The 24,058-nt window shown below is 72.0% G+C and carries 23 protein-coding genes; 6 read left to right on the plus strand and 17 right to left on the minus strand.

What is annotated here, in order from left to right:
* Positions 1 to 97: 97 nt before the first annotated feature.
* The 14 genes from ACIP37_RS22070 to ACIP37_RS22135 form a co-directional block, all read right to left on the minus strand.
* Positions 98 to 1,861: a sulfatase gene (locus tag ACIP37_RS22070; RefSeq protein ID WP_363581271.1), complete on the minus strand. Its 1,764-nt coding sequence runs from the start codon at positions 1,859 to 1,861 to the stop codon at positions 98 to 100.
* A complete protein-coding gene (locus ACIP37_RS22075) occupies positions 1,858 to 2,460 on the minus strand; it encodes a PadR family transcriptional regulator (protein ID WP_363581269.1) in 603 nt (200 codons plus the stop codon). Before ACIP37_RS22075 ends, ACIP37_RS22070 begins: the two co-directional genes overlap by 4 nt.
* 350 nt (positions 2,461 to 2,810) lie before the next feature.
* Complete coding sequence (locus ACIP37_RS22080; protein WP_363581267.1) at positions 2,811 to 3,173, minus strand: hypothetical protein; 363 nt, start codon at positions 3,171 to 3,173, stop codon at positions 2,811 to 2,813.
* Between the two features lie 124 nt (positions 3,174 to 3,297).
* Positions 3,298 to 5,061, minus strand: a complete 1,764-nt coding sequence (locus ACIP37_RS22085) for an FAD-binding oxidoreductase (RefSeq protein WP_400844325.1) — start codon at positions 5,059 to 5,061, stop codon at positions 3,298 to 3,300.
* Positions 5,062 to 5,176: 115 nt separating this feature from the next.
* Positions 5,177 to 6,382 (minus strand): serine hydrolase domain-containing protein, encoded by a 1,206-nt coding sequence (locus ACIP37_RS22090; RefSeq protein WP_400809237.1) that lies wholly within the window; start codon positions 6,380 to 6,382, stop codon positions 5,177 to 5,179.
* A gap of 277 nt (positions 6,383 to 6,659) precedes the next feature.
* Positions 6,660 to 7,004, minus strand: a complete 345-nt coding sequence (locus ACIP37_RS22095; RefSeq protein ID WP_400809240.1) for a hypothetical protein — start codon at positions 7,002 to 7,004, stop codon at positions 6,660 to 6,662.
* A gap of 667 nt (positions 7,005 to 7,671) precedes the next feature.
* Positions 7,672 to 8,484, minus strand: a complete 813-nt coding sequence (locus ACIP37_RS22100) for a TIGR03619 family F420-dependent LLM class oxidoreductase (RefSeq protein WP_363630776.1) — start codon at positions 8,482 to 8,484, stop codon at positions 7,672 to 7,674.
* A complete protein-coding gene (locus ACIP37_RS22105; protein WP_400809243.1) occupies positions 8,481 to 9,839 on the minus strand; it encodes a class I adenylate-forming enzyme family protein in 1,359 nt (452 codons plus the stop codon). Before ACIP37_RS22105 ends, ACIP37_RS22100 begins: the two co-directional genes overlap by 4 nt.
* Complete coding sequence (locus ACIP37_RS22110; RefSeq protein WP_400809245.1) at positions 9,836 to 10,354, minus strand: polyketide synthase; 519 nt, start codon at positions 10,352 to 10,354, stop codon at positions 9,836 to 9,838. Before ACIP37_RS22110 ends, ACIP37_RS22105 begins: the two co-directional genes overlap by 4 nt.
* The gene (locus ACIP37_RS22115) at positions 10,351 to 11,448 is read right to left on the minus strand and encodes a beta-ketoacyl synthase N-terminal-like domain-containing protein (protein WP_363581254.1); all 1,098 of its coding nucleotides are present in this window, start codon (positions 11,446 to 11,448) and stop codon (positions 10,351 to 10,353) included. The genes ACIP37_RS22110 and ACIP37_RS22115 overlap by 4 nt, the downstream gene beginning before the upstream one ends.
* A 5-nt stretch (positions 11,449 to 11,453) precedes the next feature.
* A complete protein-coding gene (locus ACIP37_RS22120; protein WP_350876226.1) occupies positions 11,454 to 11,837 on the minus strand; it encodes a polyketide dehydratase in 384 nt (127 codons plus the stop codon).
* 7 nt (positions 11,838 to 11,844) lie between these two features.
* On the minus strand, positions 11,845 to 12,393 hold the full coding sequence (locus ACIP37_RS22125; RefSeq protein WP_363581252.1) for a thioesterase family protein: 549 nt from the start codon (positions 12,391 to 12,393) through the stop codon (positions 11,845 to 11,847).
* A complete protein-coding gene (locus ACIP37_RS22130; RefSeq protein ID WP_400809250.1) occupies positions 12,390 to 13,775 on the minus strand; it encodes an aminotransferase class III-fold pyridoxal phosphate-dependent enzyme in 1,386 nt (461 codons plus the stop codon). The genes ACIP37_RS22125 and ACIP37_RS22130 overlap by 4 nt, the downstream gene beginning before the upstream one ends.
* Positions 13,772 to 14,041: an acyl carrier protein gene (locus ACIP37_RS22135; protein WP_363630781.1), complete on the minus strand. Its 270-nt coding sequence runs from the start codon at positions 14,039 to 14,041 to the stop codon at positions 13,772 to 13,774. The genes ACIP37_RS22130 and ACIP37_RS22135 overlap by 4 nt, the downstream gene beginning before the upstream one ends.
* Positions 14,042 to 14,681: 640 nt before the next feature.
* Between ACIP37_RS22135 and ACIP37_RS22140 the strand changes: the two genes are divergently transcribed.
* From ACIP37_RS22140 to ACIP37_RS22160, 5 genes are read left to right on the plus strand one after another with little or no spacing between them, the layout of a single operon-like run.
* Positions 14,682 to 15,197: a hypothetical protein gene (locus ACIP37_RS22140; protein WP_363581246.1), complete on the plus strand. Its 516-nt coding sequence runs from the start codon at positions 14,682 to 14,684 to the stop codon at positions 15,195 to 15,197.
* A 1-nt stretch (position 15,198) separates the two neighbouring features.
* Positions 15,199 to 16,098 carry a dihydroorotate dehydrogenase gene (locus tag ACIP37_RS22145; RefSeq protein WP_400809255.1) on the plus strand — a complete coding sequence of 300 codons (900 nt, stop codon included), beginning with the start codon at positions 15,199 to 15,201 and terminating at the stop codon, positions 16,096 to 16,098.
* Complete coding sequence (locus ACIP37_RS22150) at positions 16,095 to 16,886, plus strand: creatininase family protein (protein WP_363630783.1); 792 nt, start codon at positions 16,095 to 16,097, stop codon at positions 16,884 to 16,886. The genes ACIP37_RS22145 and ACIP37_RS22150 overlap by 4 nt, the downstream gene beginning before the upstream one ends.
* The gene (locus ACIP37_RS22155) at positions 16,883 to 18,178 is read left to right on the plus strand and encodes a hypothetical protein (RefSeq protein ID WP_400809259.1); all 1,296 of its coding nucleotides are present in this window, start codon (positions 16,883 to 16,885) and stop codon (positions 18,176 to 18,178) included. The genes ACIP37_RS22150 and ACIP37_RS22155 overlap by 4 nt, the downstream gene beginning before the upstream one ends.
* Positions 18,175 to 19,719 carry an MFS transporter gene (locus ACIP37_RS22160; RefSeq protein WP_363581239.1) on the plus strand — a complete coding sequence of 515 codons (1,545 nt, stop codon included), beginning with the start codon at positions 18,175 to 18,177 and terminating at the stop codon, positions 19,717 to 19,719. Before ACIP37_RS22155 ends, ACIP37_RS22160 begins: the two co-directional genes overlap by 4 nt.
* A gap of 233 nt (positions 19,720 to 19,952) precedes the next feature.
* On the opposite strand, the gene ACIP37_RS22165 is transcribed toward ACIP37_RS22160, so the two are convergent.
* Both ACIP37_RS22165 and ACIP37_RS22170 read right to left on the minus strand, forming a co-directional pair.
* The gene (locus ACIP37_RS22165) at positions 19,953 to 20,984 is read right to left on the minus strand and encodes a zinc-dependent alcohol dehydrogenase family protein (RefSeq protein WP_400844327.1); all 1,032 of its coding nucleotides are present in this window, start codon (positions 20,982 to 20,984) and stop codon (positions 19,953 to 19,955) included.
* Between the two features lie 186 nt (positions 20,985 to 21,170).
* The gene (locus tag ACIP37_RS22170; RefSeq protein ID WP_363581235.1) at positions 21,171 to 21,647 is read right to left on the minus strand and encodes a DUF5994 family protein; all 477 of its coding nucleotides are present in this window, start codon (positions 21,645 to 21,647) and stop codon (positions 21,171 to 21,173) included.
* Positions 21,648 to 22,608: 961 nt separating this feature from the next.
* On the opposite strand from ACIP37_RS22170, the gene ACIP37_RS22175 reads away from it, so the two are divergent.
* Positions 22,609 to 23,235: a hypothetical protein gene (locus tag ACIP37_RS22175; protein ID WP_363581233.1), complete on the plus strand. Its 627-nt coding sequence runs from the start codon at positions 22,609 to 22,611 to the stop codon at positions 23,233 to 23,235.
* 58 nt (positions 23,236 to 23,293) lie between these two features.
* On the opposite strand, the gene ACIP37_RS22180 is transcribed toward ACIP37_RS22175, so the two are convergent.
* Complete coding sequence (locus ACIP37_RS22180) at positions 23,294 to 23,989, minus strand: FadR/GntR family transcriptional regulator (RefSeq protein ID WP_363581231.1); 696 nt, start codon at positions 23,987 to 23,989, stop codon at positions 23,294 to 23,296.
* Between the last annotated feature and the right edge of the window lie 69 nt (positions 23,990 to 24,058).

Genomic DNA, 24,058 nt, shown 5'->3' on the forward strand with positions numbered 1-24,058 from the left:
TCGCATCGTTCGTCACAGGGGCAGTGCGGGGGAAAGGCGGCGTGCTCGCCGGTGACGGGGCTGCAACCCCGTCACCGGTACGTCGTGCGCCGGCTGGTCAGAGAGCGGCGAGTTCCTCGGCCACCCGGCGCAGGGCCGACACGTCGGTGAGGCCGCCGGCCAGGGCGGCGACGTCGATCAGCGGCGTCGGGCCGAGGAACTGCAGGAATTCGGAGTCGACGATGCCGGGCAGGTGCCTGCGCATCACCTCCACGGCGACCGGGTCGGAGATCAGGGCGAACACGGGGGTCCGCAGCGAGAAGCGTCCTGGGGGGTAGTCCTCCGGGTGGGGCAGCGGCTCGGCGGCCCGGTCGGCCTGCTCGCGCTGGGCCCGGACCAGCAGGTGCTCCGCGCCGACCGGGCCCTCGGCCGGCAGGCCGAGGCGCTCGTACTGGCTCGGCGGTGCGTCGCCCGCGCGCATCAGCTCCACCAGCAGGGTCGCCATCCGCAGCTCGGCCGCGTCGTCGACGAGGGGGGTGCGCTGGTCGGGGTCGCCCTCCAGGTCGAACAGCAGGGTGCCGTGCTGGTAGGGGTTGATGAAGGTGCGGCCGGGGACGCGCAGGGTGCGCACGCCCTTGGTGAAGGTGAACGGCTCCGCCAGTTGGAGGTTCGCCAGCTCGGCCGGGGAGAACCGCCCGCGCATGTGGGTGGGCATCAGCGTGTGTTCCAGCAGCGGCGCGTTCTGCGCCGTGGCGGGGGCGCGCATGTAGACGTACCGGCCGTCGGTGACGTTGACGTGGCCGCCGTGGATTCCGAACAGGGCCGCCTCCCGCACCGGGGTGTCCTCGGCCACCGGCAGCGGGCGGCCTTGCACGTCCGCGGGGCGCTCGATGCCGAAGTACTCCAGCAGCGTCGGTGCGAGGTCGATCGTCTGCACCAGGGCCCGGCGCCGTTCCCCGGCCTTGCCGGCCCGCGGGTCCCACACGAACAGCGGCAGGTGGACCAGTTCGTTGTACCAGGGCTGGACGGTCTTGCCCCACCAGCCCTTCTCTCCCAGCAGCAGGCCGTGGTCGGTGTTGACGATCAGCAGGGTGTCGTCCCAGAGGTTCTGCTCGTCCATCAGGTCCAGCACCCGTCCGAGGGAGTGGTCGCACATCGACAGCAGCGCCGCGTACTCCAGGCGGGCGTGCTCGACCTGGCCGGGGGTCTCCACCACGCGCTTGTAGTCGGGCCAGTCGAAGTGCGGGCCTTCGTAGTCGTGCGGGTAGAGGTCCTTGAACCGCTGGTGGCTGAAGAACGGCTCGTGCGGGTCGAAGGTCTCGATCTGCACGAACCACCTGTCCGCCTCCCGGTTGGTGCGGACGAACTCCAGGCCCGCGTCGAAGGTCAGCGTCTGCGGGTGGCGGTCCTCGGTCGCCAGGTGCGGGCGGTTCACCCAGTCCTGCCGGTAGGACTCGAACCGGAGCTTCTTCAGGTCCTCGGGGATCTCCGGGTCGGCCACCTGGCCCTTCCACGGGTCGCCCTCCTGGCCGCGGAAGAACTCCCAGGTGTTGTACCGGCCGTGGTAGGTGGCGCCGCCGTCCTCCCAGTAGTGCGGGTGGTCGCTGACCAGGTGGGTGTACACCCCGTTCTGCTTGAGGAGCTCGGGCATGGAGTCGTCGAACGGCTCCAGCGGGCCCCAGCTGCGGTGCAGGAAGTTGTACCGGCCGGTGTGGATCTCGCGGCGGGCCGGCATGCACGGCATCGACCCCGCGTAGGCGCTGTCGAAGGTGACCGACCGCTCGGCCAGCCGCGCGAAGTTCGGCGCGTGAGTCCAGTCCCCGCCGTAGGGCGGCAGCATGTGCCGGTTGAGGCTGTCGAACATCACCATGATCGCCTTCATGCGGCGCTCCCTTCTCCGGCCGGTGGCGTCTTCCGCCCCGGCTGCCACTGTTCGAGACGCCGGAGCATGCGCTCCAGCCAGGCCACCCACGCGTCCATCGCGCCGGCGCCGTACTGGTGCAGTTCCTCGTAGACCTCGCGTGCCAGTTCCTGGTCCAGCTCGGGCAGCGGGTCCTCGAAGCGGACCGTGCGGTCGCGGGGCCGGTTGCGGGCGATCTGCTCGCGCCGGTGGTCCAGTTCGGTGCGGATCAGCAGGATCGCCGCCTCGCGGTCCAGGACCGCGGCGAAGGCGAAGCGGGAGAGGAAGTCCGCGTCCTGGAACCGGCTGGGCGGCTCGTACGGGGAGCGCACCCACTCCATCAGCGCTTCCCGCCCCACCGGCGTGAGCCGGTACACCTTCGCGTCGGGACGCCCCTCGCGCGGGTCGACCTCGAACGCCACCCAGCCGTCCGCCACCATCCGCCCCAACAGGCGGTAGATCTGGCTGTGGTGGGCCCGCGAACGGAGGAACTGGCCCTCCGTCTCGACCCACTTGCGCAGGTCGTACCCACTGAACGGCCGGCCGGCCAGCAGGGCGAGCAGGACGTACTCGAACTGCATCGAGCCCCCTATGTGCGGAATCACTTATGTGCTCAGTGTTCTATCCGCGACACGGGGGTCGTCAACGCGGCGGGCGGTGAATTATCCGACCGTTCATATGAGTTCACGGTGATTCACAGTGCACAGCGCACAGTGCACAGCCCCTGCGCTACCGGCGGGGACGTCGAAACCCGGCGCGGCTGCGACGGAACAGGCCCCTCCCGGGAAAACGGGCGCCCCGTGGCGGTCCGGGCGAACCCGGAACCGCCACAGGGCGGGCCGTGCCTGTCGTCACCGGAGCGGCACGGTCCCCGGCCTGCGCGTCCGGGGCGACCCGGGCGGCCGAAGAGGTGTGCTCAGGAGAGGCGTGCTCAGTTGAAGACCAGGACGTCGGTGCGCATCGGCAGCGCGCTGCCCCAGCCGATATTGATCTTGAACGTCACCAGCCCGTTGCCGGGGGCGATGCTCGACACCTGGAAGGGCGCCGCGCCGACGAACCGGTTCCCGTTGCCGTCGATCTCGGAGGCCGTGATGACGACCGTCGAGTCGATCCCGATGACGTTCCAGGCGATCTGGAGGTTGAACGTCCCGTTCCCCGGGGTCCACGTCCACCACCCCCGCCACACGGCGCCGACGTTGCCGCCGATCGCCGCGAGGCCCTGGTCCCGGTCGGCGGGCTGCGAACTGCTCGCGATCCGCGGCACCTCGATGGAGGAAGATTCGGCTGCGGCCATGACGGCTCCCCTCGCGCCGGGAGAGCTCCCATGAGCTCCCCGATACTTAGAGTGTCCAGTAATGTGCACAGCGTAACAATCACTCGTGCGAGTGAACCTCCGGCGCGCCTCCCCCGGTACTTCGTTACGGCCTCTGGTCGGGCGGTTCGATGGCGAGGGCGTGCCGGAAGATGTTGCACGGGTCCCAGCGGGCCTTGATCTGTTGCAGGCGGGGGTAGTTGTCCTTGTAGTACAGGGCGTGCCACGGGGTGCCGGAGGTGTTCCACGCCGGGTCGGCGAGGTCGGTGTCCGCGTAGTTGATGTAGGAGCCGTCACTGACCTCGCCGGGGACGGGGACGCCTCCGGTGTCGCGGTACACATCGCGGTAGAAGCCGCGGACCCAGGCCAGGTGGGCCGCGTCGTCCGACTCGTCGGCCCAGACGGTGTAGTAGACGGCTTTCATGACCGAGTCGCGCTGGGCGACGGCGGTGGCGTACGGGGGCACCGCGTTGACCTGGCCGCCGTAGCCGACGAGGAGCAGGCCGCACTCCGCACCGCCCGTGCCGTCCGTCAGGTACCGGTAGGCGGTCGCGAGTTGGGGGTCGGTGAGGGAGCGGCGCAGGTAGCCGGCCTTGTCCTTGTAGCGCCGGGTGATCGAGCTGCCGGCCTCGCCGGTCCCCGGCCAGGTGCTGGTGGGCAGCCAGGGCATGGTGCCCCGGAGGGTGGCTGGTTCGGTGGCACCCACGTCGGCGGTCACCGCGCGCACGAAGTCGGTGAGCACCGCGTCGGAACCCGGAACACCCGCGTCGATCTGCACGACCAGCTCAAGGGTGCCGGACTTGCGGTGTCCGGCGATGAGGACGGCATACAGGTTCGCCGCGGGGGTGCCCGGTTCGCTGTTGCGCTCGTGCCAGGCGCCGTAGTTGCGCAACAGGGTGGTGAACGCCCGTTCCGTCATCTTCTCGTCCCAGGTCCAGGCGACCAGGCACCTCCGCAGCTCGCCCGGGGCGCGCGGCAGGAGTGCCGCGGGGTCGCCGTGGGAGCGGGTGCCGGGGCCGGGGGCGTCGGGGCCGGGGGCGTCGGGGGTGTCGTGGGAGCGGAGCCAGTAGCGGGTCACGACGCCGAAGTTGCCACCACCGCCGCCGGTGTGGGCCCACCACAGGTCGTGGTTCGGATCGTCCGGGTCCCGGGTGGCGACCACCGCCCGGACGGTCCCGTCCCGGTCGGCCACCACCACCTCCACAGCGTGCAGGTAGTCCACGACCGAGCCGTAGGCGCGGGACAGCGGACCGTACCCGCCGCCGGCCAGATGCCCGCCCGCGCCCACCTCGGGGCAGCCGCCGGCCGGGATCGTCACACCCCAGCCCTTGAACAAGGCCCGGTACACGCGCCCGAGGGTCGCTCCCGGCTGCACCGCGAAGGCACCCATCACGGGGTCGAAGCCGACGGCGTCCATGGGAGAGAGGTCCAGCAGGAGCTGCACCGCCGGGTCGCCGGTGAAGTTCTCGAAACAGTGGCCACCGCTGCGCACGGCGATCCGGCGCCCGGAGCGGACGGCGTCGGCGACGGCCCGCACCACCTGCTCGGTGGAGCCGGCCAGGCGGATCTCCTCCGGCCGGCCGACGAAACGGTAGTTGTCGCCCCGCAGCAGGCTGTCGTAGCGGGAGTCATCGGGGCGGACCGTGACCGGCCCGAACGGCCGGCCCTCCGGCCCGCCCCCACCTCCCGCCGGACCACCTCCCGCTCCCGCCGGCCCCGGGCCTTGGCGGCCCGCCGCCTCGGCGGGCCCGACGGCCAGGCCGGCGACCGCACCGCCGACCGCCACCGCACCGGCCCGAGCGAGCAGGTGGCGACGCCCCAGCCGTTCGTCCGCCGACCAGTCCATCTCTCCTCCGTTCACCACGACCATCCGTCAGCGCATGCTACCGGCGCTCACGGCATCCAAATATGCTTACCGTAACGACTATTGACGTAGAATCAGCAACGCTGATCGCCGACACGCCCAGCCCGCCCCCGGCGGACGTTCAGCGGGCGCCGCAGAAGACGGCGTCGAGGAACTTGATGCCCGCCTGGTTCTGCGCCGTCTGCTCGGCGTCATCGCCCCGCGGGGTGTAGGAGACGGCGACCTGGCGATCGGCGGTGCCCCACAGCTGGGTGCTGAAGCCGAAGGTGCCGCCGTTGTGGCCCAGCACGGTGGTGCAGGAGAGCTGCGCCCGCGCCAGCCCCATCCCGTAGTCGATCTCGTGCGAGCCCGGCACGGTCTCGAGCATCGTGGTCATCTCGCGCTGCTCCGCCGGACGCAGCAACTTCCCGTTCAACAGGGCCTGCTGGAACCGGATCAGGTCATCGGTGGTGGAGATGATCTCTCCGGCGGCGCCCGCCCAGGAGGGGTTCTGGTCGGTGACGTCGATGTCGGTCTTCTTGACGTTTCCGGTGCCGGCGCCGTCCACGGTGGTCCAGTAACTGTGGGCGTGCGGGCCGGGGATCGTGGTGGAGCGGCCGGGGACCGTGGTCTTCGTCATCCCGAGCGGGCGCAGGATGCGCTGACCGACCTCCTGTCCGTAGGGGTGCCCGGTGACCTGCTCGATGATCAGGCCGAGGACGTCGAAGTTGGTGTTGGAGTAGCCCCATTGGGTGCCGGGCGCGAAGTACGGCGCGTGGGAGACGGAGGCGGTCACCAGCTGGCGCGCGGTGAACGTACGGTTCAACCCGCCCTGGGCCAGCCACGTCCGGAAGACGGCCGGGTCGTTGAGGTTGGGAAAGACGTCGGTGCCCTCGTTGGTGACGTCGAACAGGCCCGTGCGCTGGTTGAGCAGCTGGCGGACGGTGATGTTCTGCCCGTTGGGGACCAGCCCCGGCAGGTGGCTCGACACCGAGTCCTCCAGGCCGAGCCGGTGCTCGCCGACCAGTTGCAGCACCGTGGTGGCGACGAACGTCTTGGTGACGCTGCCGATCCGGAACCGGCCGTCACCACGGACGGGTGCCTGACCGACCAGGTCGGTCACCCCCGTGGTGCCGCGCCACCGCTGGTCACCGTCACGCACCTCGGCGATCGCGGACACCGCCTTGGCGTCGGTCAGCCCGTTGAGGGCGAGTTGCAGCGGACCGCCACGCGGGCGGACCGACGAAGCTGCGGAGTCCTCGGCTCCCGCCACAGCGGCGGAGGCGGGTGACGCGGACACCGCCAGGCAGAAGGCTGCGATCAGGGCACTGGTCAGACGACGAGACATGGGGCTTCCCTTCACTCGGGCGAACAGGAGTTCGCCACGAGTCAGCCTGTCAGCGCCGCCACCGAGGGAGCATCACTCCGGATGAGGACCCGTCCATCCTTCAACAGGCTTACGAAATCGACACCTTAGGACACCAAAGAGGTACGTGAGGGGTCGTCCGGCGGTCGCATCCGGGGATGCGCCCGCACGCCCGGCGAGTTGTGGCCGGGGGGAGCCTCTGGTCTGGTGGCTCCCGCCGGCGTCGGCACAAGGTCCCGCGCTTCGGCCGGTCAGCCGGTCAGCCGGCGCTGACGACCTGGCCGCAGACGATCGTTCCGTTGAGCGTGACCGTTTGACCGAGGTCGTAGGTGGCGGCCACCTCCGTGTTCGTCAGCGTGACCGTCCAGCTGTCGCCGGTCTTCGTCGCCTTGACGCCGGTCGCGTTGTTCTTCACGTAGCCGCCGACGTGGGCGGCGGTGCTGACCGGCATCATCCAGCCGGTGCCCGACTGGACGCCGGCGACGCTCGGGCCGCCGGCGTTCTGGTCCGACGGCGCCTGGAAGGACTCCAACTCGCCCTTGATGACGGTGCAGGTGCTGTCGGCGGCCTTGATGGAGCCCGACTCCACGCCGCTGAAGGTCACGTCGGCGCTGCCCTTGCCGGCCTTCCCCGGCGCGCCGGTGGGGGCGCCCGCCGCCGGGGGCGCTGCCGCGTCAGCCGTCGCCGCACCTGCGGACGTCGAGACCGCGGCCCCAGGTGCGGTGGCGCTCTTCGCCGAGCTCGACGATCCGCATCCGGCGAGGGATATCAGCGTCGCACCGGTTATGAGCCCGATGACGACACGTCGTCGGTGGAGTTCGGTCCGTGACATGTTCTCGCCCCTAGATCTCGCGTGTGAGTACTTGTCGATCACTGCGCAGAGTACGGCAGGCGGATGTCGGTCTCGGGATGCCGGCCGGATGCCGGGCCGGTGTTCTGCGCTGTGATCGCCATGCCCGGCACCATAGCCTGACGGTCTGACAAAAAGTGTTCGCGATCGAGTTGGTGGACACCGGTCCACCTGGCGGCAGAACGGCCGACCCTGACCCGCCACGCGGAAAACCGGATTCCTCCCCGGGCTGAAGGCCGGGACATCCCCCGACACCCGGGTGAAGCACCGCACGAGCGGTTCTTCGCCCCGGAGGGCCAGGCGGAGCGGATCCTCGTCGACTGAGCGTATGTCCCCTCCAGCAACGGCCGCCGGGCCGTACGCGGGCCTCCGGAGGTCGCGCGATGGCCTGATCGGCGGTTCCGTGTCCTGAGCCGGCGCGCTACCCGGTCAGCGCCGTGTGCAGGGGGCCCAGTAGGGAGAGGTCGTCGGTGGTGACGGTGAGGTGGGTGGCGCCGGCGGACCGCCAGGCCTCGGCGAGGGAGCGCCAGGTGTCCGGCCGGCCGGGGGCGGGGCGCAGGCGGGCCTCGACGCCGAAGGCGCTCCAGTCGCGGCCGGCTTCGGTCACCGCCGTCCGCAGTTCGGCGATGAGTGCGGCACCGCGGTCGACCCGGTTGGCGAGCAGGCCGGACATGGTGAAGCCGTCGGCGAGGGTGGCGATCCGGCGCAGTGAGCCCGGTCTTCCTCCGGTGCGCAGGGTACCGCCGCCCATCCAGAGGGGTACGGGACGCGGCCGGGGGGTGAGGGTGACGCCGGAGAACGCGACGTGCTCGCCGGCGAAGTCCGCGTCCGGCCGCGTCCACAGCAGGCGCAGCGCCTGGACCTGTTCCTCGAACAGTGCCGCACGGGTGCCCGGGGCGACGCCGAGGGCGGCGGACTCGGCGGGGTCGGATCCGATGGCGACGCCCAGCCGCAGCCGGTCGCCGCTGAGGTGGGCCAGTTGCGCGGCCTGCTTGGCGGCGAGCACCACCGGGCGGTGCGGCAGGATCGTCATCGCGGTGGCCAGCTCGATCCGGGTGGTGACGGCTGCCAGGAACGCCACCAGCGTCAGGCTCTCGTACGCGGGAACGTCGGACACCAGGTGTTCGGGGACGGACAGGTGGTCGTACCCGAGGCTCTCCGCGGTCACCGCGAACGCGCGGAGTCCGGCGGGTGAGAGGGTCGTCGGGACGGTCCAGCCGAGGCGGAGGGTCATTTGCGGAAGGCCTCCGGGTCGGCGGTGGAGACGAACACCGCGCGCGGGCGTTCGGCGGGCAGCAGCTGGGAGTTGAGGAGGTGGCGTAGCGCTTTCTCGCCGCCGGGGAGGGTGCCGGTGACCGACAGGTGGACGTGGAGGACTTGCGTGCCGTCCTCGTTCACCACCTCGGGCACGCAGTGCACGACCCCCGGGATGGCGTGCGCGGCCTGCCGGACGGTGTTCAGTGAGACCTTCTCGCCGCGCAGCACCACGAAGTCCGACAGGCGTCCGTGGAAGGTCAGATAGCCGTCGTCGATCGAGAAGGCGTCCCCGGTGGCGATGGTCCGCGGCCCCAGCAGGACTCTGCCGCTGTGCTGCCCGACCCGTCGCAGCAGGACGGTGCCGGATTCGACCAGCAGTTCTCCCACGTCGTCCTGCACCCCGCGCAGTGACGCGCGCACTCCCGGCAGCGGGCGGCCGACCGAGCCGTACCGGTGCGCGGGCTCGGCGTGCGCGGCCAGGGTCGACACGCGTGGTCCGGCCTCGGTGAGCCCGTAGGTCAGGTACAGCTCCGCGGAGGGCCGCGCGGCCAGCAGGTCGGCCACCTCCGCGGGTGCGAGCCGGTCCCCGCCGACCGCCAGTGCCCGCAGGCCGCGTGGCACGAGCCCGGGGTCGGCCAGCAGTTGGCGGGCGATCGTCGGGGTCACCGCCGAGTGGGTGACCCCGCGCGCGGTGACCGCGTCGCGGTACGCGGCCGGCGAGAACGGCGGCCCGTCGAGCACCAGCCGCGCCTTGGTCACGTACGCGGCGAACGCCTGCGCCACGAGGGCGTAGGAGTAGTACAGCGGCAGGTTCACCAGCAGGGTGTCGGCCGGGGTGATGCCCGTGGCCCCGGCGTGCAGGCGGGCGTTGTGCAGGAGCGAGGCCACCCGGTGCACGCACGCGCTGAACATCCCGGAGGTGCCGGAGGTGGACAGCAGGATCTCGCCCGGCCGGTACGGGGTGGTGGGGTGCCCGGTCGGCACGGCCAACGCGCCGCCCACCGGCAGCTGCGGCCCCGCGCCGGCCAGCCGGGTGGTCACCACGACGCCGGCCCCGACATGCCCGGCCAGCGCGCGCACCCGCTGCCACGGCGTGCTCGGCGGCACGGCCAGCGGCACCAGGCCCAGCAGCAGCGACGAGAGCAGCACGCGCAGCAGTTCGACTCCGTTGGTGAGGCAGAGCACGACCGCGTCGCCCGGTGCCAGGCCCAGCCCGGCCAGGTCCGCCAGCACGTCGTCCACCCCGGCCGGGGCGCCGCCGCCCGTACTGGCCGGGGTTGCCTCGACCCGGGTCAGGAAGTCGGCCACCTCGGACCGGGTGAGGCTGTTCACCGGTCGTCCCGGGCGCTGGTCAGGACCAGGCAGCGACACAACTTCCCCTCTCCCGCAGCGGGTTGCAGGCCGACCAGGAGCACGTGCCGGGCGTGGCCGTCCGCGAGCCAGCCGCCGAGCACCGTGAACGCGACGGGGGTGGCCCGGTCGGGGTGCGCCGCCAGCAGCAGGGACGGCCCGCGCAACCCGTGGCGCAGGGCGGGCAGCCCGGCCAGCACGCCCGGGTTCGCTCCGGCGAAGCGCAGTGGCGACACCCGGGACCTCGGCACCGAGTCGGCGATGCGGCGCATCGTCCGCTCGCTCCCGGTCGCGCTCATGACCAGGATCCCGGTGTCGGCGGCGTCGTCGAGCACGGGTTCGGCGCAGTCCGCCAGTGCCCGGTCCACGGTCTCGGCGACCAGCCAGGCCGCCGGGTCGGCGTAGAAGGACGGTTTGTTCACCGCGTACTCGTCCGGGTCGTCGGCGACGACCGTCGCCGAACCCAGCATCCGGGTGCCCGTCGGCACGTGTGTCACGCCCTCACCCCTTCGAACAGCAGGCACGTGTTGAACCCGCCGAACCCCAGCGTCAGGCTCAGTCCGGCGCCGGGGCCGACGGGTTGCGCCGATTCCGTGGCCAGCCGCAGCGGGGCCACCGGATCGCGCAGCCCGAGGACCGGTGGGACCTGTCGATGGCGCAGTGCCAGGACCGTCGCCACGGCCTCGATGGCCCCGGTCGCGCCCAGGCTGTGCCCGAACGCCCCCTTGGTGGCGAACACCAACGGGCCGTCGGCTCCGAACAGTTCCAGCAGGCTGCGCGCCTCGACCTCGTCGTTGAGCGGTGTGCCGGTGCCGTGGGCGTTGACCACCGCGATGTCCGCGGGTGCCAGGCCCGCGGAGGCCAGACAGCGTTCGACGGCGCGCAGCACGGCGCGTCCGGACGGGTCCGGTGCGGTGAGCCCGGCGGCGTCGTTGGCCGCGCCGGCCCCGCGCAGCCGGGCGTGCACCCGGGCGCCGCGTTCCCGGGCGGAGTCGGGGTGTTCGACCACCACGAAGGCCGCGCCCTCGCCGAGCAGCATCCCGTCGCGCGCCCGGTCGAAGGCCCGCAGGCCGGTGGGGCTCATCGTGCCCAGCGCGGAGTGCCCGAGCCGCTTGGCCTCGGTGACCACGTCCACCCCGCCCGCCACGCAGACCCGCCGCTCGCCCGAGCGCACCAGGGCGCGCGCGACGGCGATCGCGTCCGACCCCGCGGAACAGGCGGTCATGACGCAGACCGGCGTGCCCGGGTGCCCGATGCCCGCCGCCGCGTCGTCGGCCCAGGCGTGCAGCGTCGGCTCCGCCTCGTCCAGGCAGGCGCCGAAGCTGGTGCCCAGGACGAGGCCGACCTCGGGGTCGGTGGTGGACAGGCCGGCATCCGCGAACGCGGCGGACAGCGTCCGCCCGGCGAGCGCGCGCTGGCGCTCGCCCGCCCTGGTCCCGTACGGCACCGACGCGATGACGGCGGCGGCGGTGTTGCGCAAGGAGTGCGGCGAGTGGACGGGCGCCAGCGCCGAATCGCCCGCGCACAGCCGTTCCCACACCGCCTCCTGGTCCCGGCCCAGCGGAGTGTCCCAGGCCAGTCCGGTGATCACCGGGGTCACCACGGCCGGGCCGCCGCGGGATCGACCTTCGTCCGGCTCATCGCGCCGCGGAACCCGGCGACCGACCGGCCCTCCACGGTCACCACGGCGGAGAAGGCGAAGGTGGGGCCGGACAGCCGGTCCGCGCGGACGTCGAGCACGACCTGGTCGCCGGGCACGACCGGGGCGAGGAATCGGGACTTGACCGTGCCGACCAGGGTGACCTCGTCGTCGGCGAGCGGATCGCTGCTCAACTGGTAGAGCAGGACGCCGGACTGGGCGAAGGCCTGCATGGTGTGGCTGCCGGGCAGGATCAGCCCCGGGGTCAGGCCGCGCTCGGGCAGGTGCCCGGACAGCGCGCCCATCTCCGCCGAGACGGCGAACATGCTGCGCAGGAACACGCCGGGCTCATGGTCCAGAACCCGGTCGATGAACAGGCGGGGGTGGCGTCCGCGCACCAGGGCCGCGATGGCCGAGGTGCCCAGCGGACGCGCCTCGCGGACCGTGACGGGAGGGGGTGCCGATTCGTTCGGGTGTCGCATCCGGGACGATTCCTCTCAGGGCCTGTCGCAGCGGTGCCGGCAGGGGCACCGCGCGCCGGGTGTCGGGGGCGACGGCGGCGAAGACGAGGTCGCCGGTCACCAACGGGGTGCGGGTGCCGTCCTCCTCCTCCCGCAGCAGACGTACCGCGAGGGCGAACCAGGCCGCGCCGACGTGGTCGACCCGGGTGTCCCCGATGATCACGTCGCGGTACACGGCGCTGTTGAGGTAGGCCACCCGCAGGTCGGCGACCACCAGGTCGACGTTCGCCGCACTGAAGGCGGTCAGACCCGCGTCGTGCGCTTCGAGGTGTTCGGTGCCAGCGGTCTCCATCAACGAGGTGTAGCGGGAGAAGTGCACGATCCCGGTCGCGTCGGTGTCGACGTGCTCGACCCGGGTGCGGAACCCCGCGCTCACCACAGGGCCCGGGCGCCCGCCGCCACCCGGTCCACGATCTCGTCGGCCTGCGTCCCGGTGGTGATCAGCGGCAGCACGATCCGCAGGGTGGGGTGGACGTAGCGCCGGCCACCGGAGCGTTTGCCCGCGCCCGCCATGAACTCCGCGTACACGCCCGCTTCGATCAACTCCCGGCGCAGCGCGCCGATCCGGTCCGCCGCCGCGGCGGTCAGTTCCACGCCGAACATGACCCCGCTCCCGCGGACCTCGGTGAACACGTCCGGGTGGCGGCCCACCAGGGCGTCGTCGAGATGCTTGGCCAGGTTCACGCCGACGTCGGCCGAGCCTCTCAGCAGCCCTTCGGTCTCGATGTGCTCGATGCCGTCGCGGATCACCGCACAGTTCGGTGGTCGCAGGTCGGAGGTGGTCACGGCGCCGGAGGAGCGGACGGCGAGCTCCTCGCGGGCGATCACCATCGAGGTGGACACCGTGCCCATGCCCAGGAACTTGCCGATGACGGTGATGTCGGTGGGCACCGGTCCGTCCGCGTCGCGCATGGCGAACCAACTGCCGGTCTTGGCGAACGTCAGCACCTCGTCGGCCACCAGCAGCACGTCGTCGGCCGCGCACCGCCGCGCGAGTTCGCGCAGGTATCCGGGCGGAGGCGGGAGGATGCCCGCGTCGCCCTGGATCGGTTCGACCACGACGGCCAGCAGCCGGTCGGCGGACTCGGCGAAGTACTCCGTCAGGGCGTCGAGGTCGCCGAACGGGATGTGGTGGACCCGGACTCCGTACGGGCCGGCGGTGTCCGCGCCGGGCAGCCCGGCCCGGTAGTACCTGCGGTTGAGCAGTTGCACCAGCCCACTGGTCCAGCCGTGCCAGGCGCCGTGGAAGGCGAGGATGGTGTCGCGCCGCTCCTTGCCCGGGCGGTGGCACAGCCGCCGGCCGTCGAAGCGGGACTCCAGCACCAGCCGCAGCGCCAACTCGTTGCCCTCCGAGCCGGAGTTGCGTCCGCTGACGTGGTACCGCCCTGCGGGGAAGTGGTCGGTCCACAACCCGCCGGGGCCGAAGAGCCGGTCGAGGAGCTCCGCCCGTTCCAGCGAGCCCAGTTCGTCGGTGACGTTGCCGACTCCGGTGCCGCGCGCCAGCGCCGCCCGTACGACGGGGTGGTCGCCGCCGAGGGTCGCGCTGGCGTAGCCGCCGCTGGCGTCCAGCAACCTCAGCCGCCTGCCCCGGCGTTCCGGGCTCAGATCGACCACGTCGAGGTGCAGGCCGCGCCCGCCCACGCAGGCGAACGGGAGCCGGGCCGCCCCGTAGTGGTTGAGGTGCAGGTCCGCGCCGCGCAACAGCGCACCGGTCCGGTCCCCAGTGTGGTCGTCACCGGCGACCGGGGCCGTGCTCACGCGGTGGCCGGGGGGCGGTCGGCCCCCGCCAGCCGCTCGACCAGTGCCAGCACATCACCGAGGGTGGACAACTCCCCCGCCGCGATGGCCTCGTCGGGGATGCTGATGTCGAACGCCTCTTCACACTGCACGCGCAGTTCCACGAAACCGAGCGAGTCCATGCCGTAATTCTCGCGCAGCCTGTCGTCGAGTCGCATCCGGTCGATCGGCACCTCCACCAACACCTCGGAGTGCAGAATTCGCTTGATGGTCTGCAAAGGATTCACCAGAACTTCCCCTCTGGGTGGGTTCATTCGAACAGGCTGCGACCGGACGTCCGGCGCGCGGAAAGGCGAGCGAGATCGCGGAAACGGTCGGGCCGAAAGTGGGCCGACGCTGATCGAAATTGAGGCGGTGTCAGCCATTCGCGCTTTATCGAAGCTAGCCGAGGCTTTATCACCTGTCAATGGTCCCCGATTTACCCGCCATGCGGCTTCGAGCTCCGGAATCGACGATTCTTTTGCACGTTAGTTCGACGGCGATTCGGCCATTCACGAGCACACGGTCCATTTACCTGCGAAAACCAGCCCGCAGCGCGTCCCGGGCGGGCCGGCATCGATGGCCAGGTGATAGTTATGCACCTTTTACACTATTTGAGACACATCTCCGCCTGGCGCATATGCTTCTTGTCCTGGTGAATCGTCCCGAACTAGCCTGAGGTCGTCCATTTGTCTGGATGGACGCACAGCGCGGGAACGGGTACGCCATCGGGCCCCCGGCGGCGGCGTCAGGCCTCGCACCCGGCTCCCTCCCAGTTCACTGCAAGCGCACCATCTGATGACGCTGACTACTTCTGCTTCCTGCCGACCGAAGTCCACGCCCCTTGCACGGCCGTCGGCAGACTCCTTCGAAGGAGCTTCGAAAGTCATGAGTGTCACCCCGGACGCCCTGCGCGGCGTCACCGTGTTCGTTGGCGGCCCGATCCAGCACGCCTTGGTGCCCGGCGGGATGGCGGCGCCGATCCACGATTTCCTGAGACTGACCATCGACCAGTCGCAGCAGGCCGGCGCCACCGTGCTGTCCGCGCACGTGGCCGAACGATTCGGTGCCGACACCGCTTCGTTCACCCCCGAGGAGGTGTCCGTGCGCGACTACGCGTGGATGCGCGAATGCGATGTGTTCGTGCCGGTACTGCCGGTGCTCGACGGCACCTTGCTGCGCACGGACGGCACACACATCGAACTGGGGTGGGCCAGCGCGCTGGGCCGCCCCATCGTGGGCATCACCGACCAGCCCTTCGCCGAGTCGGCCAGCCACCTGCTCAAGGGGCTCGCCCAGGTCGCGTCCGCAACGTTCCTGTCCGCCAAGGAGATCGCCAAGGACCCGGCGCTGCTGGTCGACGGCGTGCTCGCGGCGCTGGGCCGGACCAGGGCGGCGGCCTGACATGGCGGCCCCGACCCACCTGCTGGGAATGCACCTGGCCAACCCTGTCGTGGTCGGCTCCGGCCTGCTCACCGACCAGGAACGCAACATCCGCAGGCTGCTGGACGCCGGCGCGGGCGCGGTGGTCACCAAGACCATCCACCCCAACCCGCCGATCGGCCTGGACGAGCGCCTCGTCAGACTGCCCACCGGAATGATCAACAGCACCACCTACTCCAAACGGTCCGTCGATCACTGGGTGCACATCCTGCGCGACCTGACCCGGGACGGGCTGCCGGTCATCGCGTCGCTGCACGCCGACAGCCCGGCGGAACTCGCCGAGTTGGCGGCCCGGGTGGAGGCGACGGGCTGCCCGGCGCTGGAACTGGGCATCTCCTGCCTCAACGAGGAGGACGGCCTCGACGACACTCCCGAGCGGGTGCACGCCTACACCGCGGCCACCCGCGCTGCGACACGGGTGCCGTTCTCGGTCAAGCTGGCCAGCGGGGAGGGCCTGCACGCCCGGGCGTTCGCCGCCGCCCGCGCCGGCGCCGACGCGGTGACCATCAGCGACACCCTGCCCGCCGCCGCCGTGCACCCGGAGACCGGCGACCTCCAACTCGGCGGCGCGTTCGGCTACTCCGGACCGGGCATCAAGCCGCTCGTGCTGGCCTCCCTGTGGAAGCTGCGCCGAGCCGGGTTCGCCCTTCCCGTGCTGGCCTCCGGCGGCGTGCAGTCGGGCCGGGACGTGCACGACTACCTGGCGGTCGGCGCGGTGGCGGCCCAGGTGTACACCGCGCTGCACACCGACATGTACCACACGCTCGCCCGGATCGTGACCGAGACCACCGGGACGGGGAACACCGGCCACGGCCTCGCACCCGTCACCGGAGCGGACCGATCCGAGCAGGTGCAACCGTGACCCCCCGCAGCTCCGGGCCGCAGCTGTGCGACCTGAGCAGCGCCGACGTCCTGGCGGCCACCGCCGGGCGGACCGTGGTGTGGCCGGTGGGGGCCACCGAACAGCACGGTCCGCACCTGCCGCTGTCCGTGGACACCGTGCTGGCCGACGCGTTCGCCCGGCAGATCGCCTACGAGCTGAACGCCCTGACCCTGCCGGCGCAGTCCATCGCGGCGCGGTCGCTGCCGCAGAGCGGCGGCGGCCTGGCCTTCCCCGGCACCGTCTACGTGCGCGGTCGGTCCCTGCTGGCCTTCCTGGAGGACGTGCTGGAGTCGTTGTGCGCCCTGCCCTGGCGCCGACTGCTGGTCGTCAACGGCCACTTCGAGAACGAGCCGTTCCTCTTCGAGGCCCTCGACGAGGTGGGCCGACGGCCGGCGGCCGCGGGCAAGGAGTTCATCGCGCTGAGCTGGTGGAGCCTGGTCGACCCGGACTGGCTGGCCGGGCGGGTGCCGCTCTTTCCGGGCTGGCACGCCGAGCACGCGGGGATCACCGAGACCAGCCTGATGCTCTACCTCCGCCCGGACCTGGTCTCGGCCGCCCGGCCCGACCACGCCGACCCACCCCGCCCGGGGATCTACCTGCACCCCGCCGACGTGAACCGCACGACCAACCAAGGCGTCCTGTCCAGCACTTCGGGCGCCACCGTCGCCCTGGGCAAGGAACTCTTCTGGCACGTGGTCGCGGCCGCGGTCGACCTGGTGTCCCGGGGCGACGGACTTCTGCACGATCTGCACGAGGAGAAGCCTTGACCGTACCCACCCTCTGCGTGAGCAACGCCGTCGACACCCTGCGCGACTTCGCCGTCCGCGCCGACGACGTCGACGAGCTGCTCTCGGAGTGCTACGCCCAGCAGGACCAGGCGCTGTTCTGGGGGCCGCTGGACAAGATGCTCATCACCTACGAGCCGATCGGAGACCTGGACTGGCAGCGGAAGTTCCTGGAGATCGACGGTGTGGTGAACCTCAGCCCGGCGGGCCGCACCGGCTCGCTGTTCGCCGACATGCTCGCCGATCCCGAGCTGATGGCCGCCGTGGCCGCCCACGCCGGACCGGGCCGCAGACTCCGGCTGATCCCGCACACCACCACCGCCGACCTGTGGCGGTTCACCGAGGCCCTGCGCACCCGGTACGACGTGGTGACCGAACTGCCGGAGAGCCCGCCGCAGCAGGCCCTGCGCGACCTGCTGGACACCAAGACCGGCCTGCGCGACCTGGCCGCCGACCTCGGCATGACCGACGGACCCTGCCGCATCCCGCCCGGTACGCACTGCGCCGGGAAACAGGACGTGCCGGCCGCGGTCCGGGACATGCTCGCGACCGGCACACCGTGCATCGTCAAGGCGGACCGCGGCGAGGCGAGCCTCGGCCTGCTGATCTTCCGGCCCGGCGACGACGACATCGCCGAACGCCTGGCCGGGAGCACCTTCTACGACGAGGACCCGGTGGTCGTCGAGGAGTTCCTCGACGGCGACATCACCTTCCCGTCCGTGGAGTACATGGTGCCCGCGGACGCCCCGCCCCACCTCTGCTACACGACCGACATGCTGTTCGAGGGCGCCACGCACCTGCGCGGCAACGTCACCGCGCGCGAGCTGCGCCGCGCATGGTGGTACCGCCCGCTGACCGAGGGCGGACTCCGGCTGGCCGAGGAGATGCAACGGCGCGGCTACCGCGGGCGCTTCGGCATCGACGCGATCGCCCGCGACGGCGTCGTCTACCTGCACGACCTCAACGCCCGCCGCACCGGGTCGAGCCACGTGCACGAATTCGGCGAGCACCTCATCGGCCCCGGCTACCTCGACACCCACGCGGTCGGCAACTACGACTTCTACGGCCTTCCGACCGGGCTGTACCTGCCGGAAGTGCTGCGCCTGCTCGGACCGCTCGTGGCCTCGCCCCGACACACCGACCGGGGTGTGGTCCCGACCGAGCTGACGGACCTTCAAACTGGCAGACTGAGCTGCATGTTCTACGCCCCCAGCCTCGCCGAGCTGCACGACCTGATCGACAGAGCCAGGACGGCTCTGGACCTCGGCCGGTGAGCAGCCCGCTGCCCGTGGTCGGGACGGCCCGGCGCTGGCTGGTGCTGACCGTGGTGCTGCTGTGCTTCCTGCCCGCCGCCGTGGACGTCACCATCCTCACCATCACCGTCCCGACCCTCGCCCACGAACTGCGGGCGTCCCCGACCGAACTGCTGTGGGCGGTCGACGTGTACTCGCTCCTGATGGTCGGACTGGTGCTGGTCAGCGGGCCGTTGGGCGACCGGATCGGGCACAAGCGGCTGCTGCTGGCCGGACTGGCCGTCTTCAGCGCGGCCTCGGCACTGTGCGCGGCGGCACCGAACCCGCCGGCCCTGATCGGCGCCCGGGCACTGCTGGCGATCGGCGCGTCGATGATCATCCCGGCCACGCTGGCGCTGATCCGGCAGACCTTCGGCGACGGCCGCGACCACGCGGTGGCCATCGGGGCGTGGAGCGCGGTCGCCGCCGGCGCCTCGGCGCTGGGACCGGTGGCCGGCGGCTTCCTGCTCCAGCACTTCTGGTGGGGCTCGATCTTCCTGGTCAACCTGCCGATCGTGGCACTGGCCGTACCCGCCGTGGCACTGCTGCTGCGCAACGAGGTCGAGTCCGAGCGGCAACCGTGGGAGGCCACCTCGCCCCTGCTCTCGATGGTGGGGTTCCTGGGCTGCGCCTACGCCATCATCGCCTTCACCCACGACGGCGTCGGCATCCCGGAGGTGGTGCTGCCGGCGGCGGCGGGCCTGACCGCGCTGGTGCTGTTCGTGCGACGGCAGCAGCGGATGCCGCACCCGATGCTGGACCTGTCCCTGTTCCGGCTGCCCGGGCTGCGCGCCGGAGTGGTGGCCTCGGTACTGCCGGTGCTGGTGATGGTCGGCTTCGAACTCCAACTGGTGCAGTACCTGCAGATCGCCAAGGGACTGTCGGCGGAGGCCGCCGCGCTGTACCTGATCCCGATGCCGTTGGCCGCGACGGTCGCGGGGCCGGTGGGCGGACTGCTCCTCTCCCGCCTGGGACAACCGCGCGCGGGCGTGCCCGCCGGCCTGCTGCTCGCGGCGACCGGATACGTCCTGGTCGCCTCCGGCACGGTGGCCCCGCTCGGGCTGGCCCTGATCGGGTTCGGCCACGGCCTGGTCCAGATGGTCGCCTCGAACCTGATCATGACCACCGCGCCGTCCTCCCTGGCAGGCGCGGCGGCGGGCATCGAGTCCGTCGCCTACGAGGCCGGCGCCGGCCTGGGGATCGCCGTCTTCGGCACGGTCACCACGGTGGCCTACCGACTGCTCCTCCCCCCGGGCACGTCATCGTCCCCGCTGGACGCGGGCGCCTCCCCGGAAACCGCCCGGGCCTTCACCGAGGCCTTCCACTCCACCACCTGGCTGGCTGCCGCCCTCACCCTGGCCACGATCCTCCCGGCCACCGCGAGGAGGGCGTCGGCGCGGTCCGGAACACCCGGCGCAGCCACGAACGCCTCGACTTCCCCGATCCCGTCGAGTCCGGGGACGAGCAGCACTTCGGGGACGAGCAGCACGCCGAGCAGGAAACAGCCGAACGAACGGACCTGAAAGCCCGTCAAGCAGACCCCGACGGCGCCCTCACTACTGCTGCCCGGATGCCGGTAGCGTTGAGGCCGTCCGCGATCCCGAGCACGTCACCCAGGACCCGCCCTACGTCGTGGTCGGTGTGGACGGCAGCCCTCGCGGCGCCCGAGCCATGGCTCTTCGTGTCCGTCATGTCGACCGCGCTTGAATACGCGGCACCTCGACCTGCGGGCCTACCAGTCCCGGGGCCGGAGCCTTCACTGCGTGATGAGGACGGCGGCTCCGGTGATCCGGTCCGCCGCGAGGTCGGCCAGCGCGGCGTCGGCACGGTTCATGGGGTAGCGCTGCACGTGCACCGCCGGGTGGTGCCGGGCGACTTCCGCGAGGTAGGCGAGACCGTCCTCACGGGTGTTGGCGGTGACGCTGCGCAGACTGCGCTCCTGGAAGAGGTGCCGCTGGTAGTCGAGGGCGGGAACGTCGGTGAGGTGGATCCCGGCCACCGCCAGCGTGCCGCCGCGGTCCAGCGCGGCGAGCGCGACCGGCACCAGGTCGCCGACCGGGGCGAACAGGATCGCCGAGTCGAGGGGTTCGGGCGGTGTGCCGTAGGCGTCGCCGACGGAGGACGCGCCCAGCTCCAGGGCCAGGCGCCGGGCGCTCGCGGCCCGGGTGAGGACGTGCACGGTGGCGCCCCGGGCGAGCGCGAGCTGCGCGGTGAGGTGCCCGGAGGCGCCGAGGCCGTAGATGCCCAGCCGTCCGCCGGGCGGCAGCTGCGCGCGTTCCAGGGCGCGGTAGCCGATGATGCCGGCGCACAGCAGCGGGGCGAGGTCCTCGTCGGGCGGCCCCTCGGGGAGCGGGTAGGCGTACCCGGCGTCCACGAGGGTGTGTCCGGCGTAGCCGCCCTGGACGTCCCAACCGGTGTACCAGGAGTTCGGGCAGAGGTTCTCGCGGCCGGCCCGGCAGTACCGGCAGTCGCCGCAGGTGCTCGCGAGCCAGGCCGCGCCGACCCGGTCGCCGGGAGAGAAGTCCCGCACCTCCCGGCCCGTGCTCAGCACCCGGCCGACGATCTCGTGCCCCGGTGTGCAGGCGGGCCGGTGCGGCGGAAGGTCGCCCTCGGCCAGGTGCAGGTCGGTGCGGCACACTCCACAGGCCCCGACCTCGATCAACAACTCCTGGGGTCCGGGCGGTTCCAGCATCCGCTCCACCCGGCGCAGCGGGGACGAGCACATCGGGCCGGGGCGCTCCACCACCCAGGCCGTGGTGCGCTGCCCTGCACTTTCGGCTGCTGTCATGGCCATTCCTCCGACAGGGGTCTTCCGCGGTCGGCGCCGCCTGCTCACACCTCGGTCGAGGCCGACCGCGTTGAGCGCGGTGCGAACGCGTGCCGCCCCGAGCGGTCCGGAGCGGGAGCCGATCGCGGGACGTCACAGGAGGGGTCGGCCGGTCGGGAGCGGAGCGCCGTCCGCCACTGACCGTGGTCACCCGCCTGTCCGTGCGCCTTCCGTCGGGGCGCCCGCGGCGGCCAGGAGCTCGGTGGCGGTGCGGGTGTTGGCCGGTTCGCATGCCGCCGTCATCAGCCACTCGGCGGTCGGGGCCTCGGTCTCGGGGGGAATCACCAGGAGGTCCAGTCGCCGGGGCACGAAGGAGCACACCACCACCTCCTCCGCGTCCTGTTCCTGTTCGAACCAGCCGACGTGGATGACATGGCCGGTGACCGGGACGCGCCGGGGGATGACCGGCCAGTGCGCCGGGTTCACGGTGACGCGGAGGATCTCTCCCCACGACGGGGCCAGCGTCGCCGCCAGCGGGGGGAGTTCACGAAGGAGGTCGTGGGAACGGGGCCACCAGGCCCCGCCCAGCCGCCCCGGGGCGACGCCCTCGGGGACCAGCGAGAGCCGCGCGGGCGGCTCCGGGTGGGACGCCCGGGCGCCGCCGGGCTCGGAGGTTGCGGTCATGTCGGAACACCTGCCCTTGGCTCGCCTGGGTCGGCCTGACGCTGTCGCCGGGGCACCACGGACCGAACCCGCAGGCCGCGGACAGTGGCTCTTCCACCGTACTCCGGACGCCGGCGGCGCCCCGGGGGAAGAGGAGCGGCGGGCGGATGGGCCGACCGGGCGCGGGGAGGCACCCCGCCCGATCAGGTGCGCTCGGTTTCGGTGACGGCGGGCGGCTGCTGCTCGCGAGCCGCAGGCCTCGACCGTCCGCGGTTCGGTGTCATGACGCCCCCGCCCGGTGCCCTTCCACCGCCCGGCGGACCTCGGCGACGACGCGCGGCACCGCGTCGACGACAGCCGGGCTCAGGCCCTCGCCGATCGAGAAGTCCACGCCCTCCACCGCGACGATTCACCTGGCCCGGCCGCGGGTGGGAGGTTCCCGCACCCTCTCCCCCGTTCCCGCCCACAGGCCCCGCCCTACCCGGACGGATGGTTCTGCCTGGGCGCGGGCGACGAATGGAAGCCCGGCACGGTACGCACCCGCAGGCTCAAGGACGAGGACGTGGCGCGCAGCTCAGCCCTCCCACGGCCCAGGGGCCCGTCGCCACCGTCCACCTCCAGTTCCGCGACAGTCCGCTGCCGCTCCTGGGGAACCTGGTCACGGAGTTGGAGGCGACCCCCTACGGACTCGGCGCGGACCGGGAGTAGGCCGTAGTGGAGAACGCCATCTCACTGGTCGGTACCGTCGCCTCGCCAATGGACTGCCCACCAGACCCGGCAGGCGCAGACGTTGCACACCGCCGCCCGGCCGCCACCGGTTCGCACGGCGGGTAAGCCATCGCCGGAAGGTGTCCGGGCGGTCTGCCGCGGCGCTCTTCGGGTGATCCGGATCTGCCGGGCGTGCCGACGCCGTCGCCTGTGCGTTGGACGGGCGTATCCGCGTGTCGGCCGCCGTGGCCGGCCCCTGACTCTGGAGTGCGCTGTGAAGAAGTCCCCCGTGCGCCTTGCCGCCGTCGCCGTCCTGGCGTTCGCGGCGCTGGCCCCCTCCTCGGCCTCGGCCCAGGCGCCCGGTGCGCTGCTCCCGCCGCTCCAACTGCGCGGCGGGACGCCCTTCGACTACTGCCTGACCGATACCGCCGCCAAGGCCCTCTCCGACGCCGGCGTCACCTTCGACGCGGTCGCACCCGCGACATTGGTCACCCTGAACGGCCACCAGTGCATGCACTCGATGCTCGACAGCGGCGAGATCAACACCGACCTGTCCGGCCTCACCGGCCGGGCCCGAGGCGGCTTCGCCTTCCAACGCGACGGGCAGCGCTCCGAGTTCGCAAACCTGGAGCTGGCGATGAAGCTCGACCGCACCAGCGTCATCACCACCGAGCACCTCGGCCGGCGCATCGACACGCTCACCGTCACCGACGAGGGCATCAGGCTCTCCCTGACCAAGGTCAGCGCCGAGAACACCCCCGTCAACCTGGCCGCGCCGGCCGCGAACGCCCTCTCCCAGGAGTTCGGCACCAGTCCGCTCGCCACCGGGGAACAGCTCTTCTCCGCCACCCTCAGCTTCGACGTCCTCCAGGGACTCACCGGACTCAGCACCGGCCTGTAGGGCGGACGCGGTCTGGGCGGCCCGCGGAGGCCGCGCCCCTTGAAGCACCCGCCCCGGGTCAGCCGAGCGAGGATCCGGCTGCGCCGAGGGTGTCCCGCAGCCACTGCTCGACGCCTGCCACGTGCACCGTCGCCCAGGCGTGCGCGACGTCGGGGCGGCGGTGGGCGATGGCGTCGAGGATGGCGCGGTGCTGCTGGCGGGTCCGCTCGACCGCGCCTTCCTCGGTCAGCCCGCGCCAGATCCTCGCCCGGGCGGTCGGGCCGGACAGACCGTCGACGAGCGAGCACAGGACGGTGTTGCCCGAACCGGCCGCGATCCTGTGGTGGAACTCCAGGTCGTTGTCGATCAGCTCTTGCAGGGGGGCGTCGTCACGCAGGCTCTCCAGGACCTCTCCGAGCGCGGCGATGTCCTCGTCCGGCATCACTCGGGCGGCCATGGCCGCGGCGGCGGGCTCCAGGATGCGGCGGACCTCCAGGAACTCCAGCACCGAGTCGTCCTGGTGGAAGTCGACGACGAAGCCCAGCGCGTCCAGCAGCAGGTTGGGCTCCAGACTCGTCACGTACGTGCCGTCTCCCTGGCGTACGTCGAGCACCCGGATGAGCGAGAGAGCTTTCACCGCCTCACGCAGGGAGTTGCGCGACAGACCGAGCCGCTCGGCCAGGTCGGCCTCCTTGGGGAGTCGCGAACCGGGGCGCAGCTCACCACTGACGATCATGGCTTTGATCTTCTCGATCGCCGAGTCGGTGACTGGCACGCCGATGCCTCCCTGGTCCTGATCCCTGCAGCATAGTCTCCCCGACACCCACCCGGAGCTGGCCTTGAT

It is taken from the genome of Kitasatospora sp. NPDC088861 (assembly GCF_044750105.1).
Lineage (GTDB): Bacteria > Actinomycetota > Actinomycetes > Streptomycetales > Streptomycetaceae > Kitasatospora.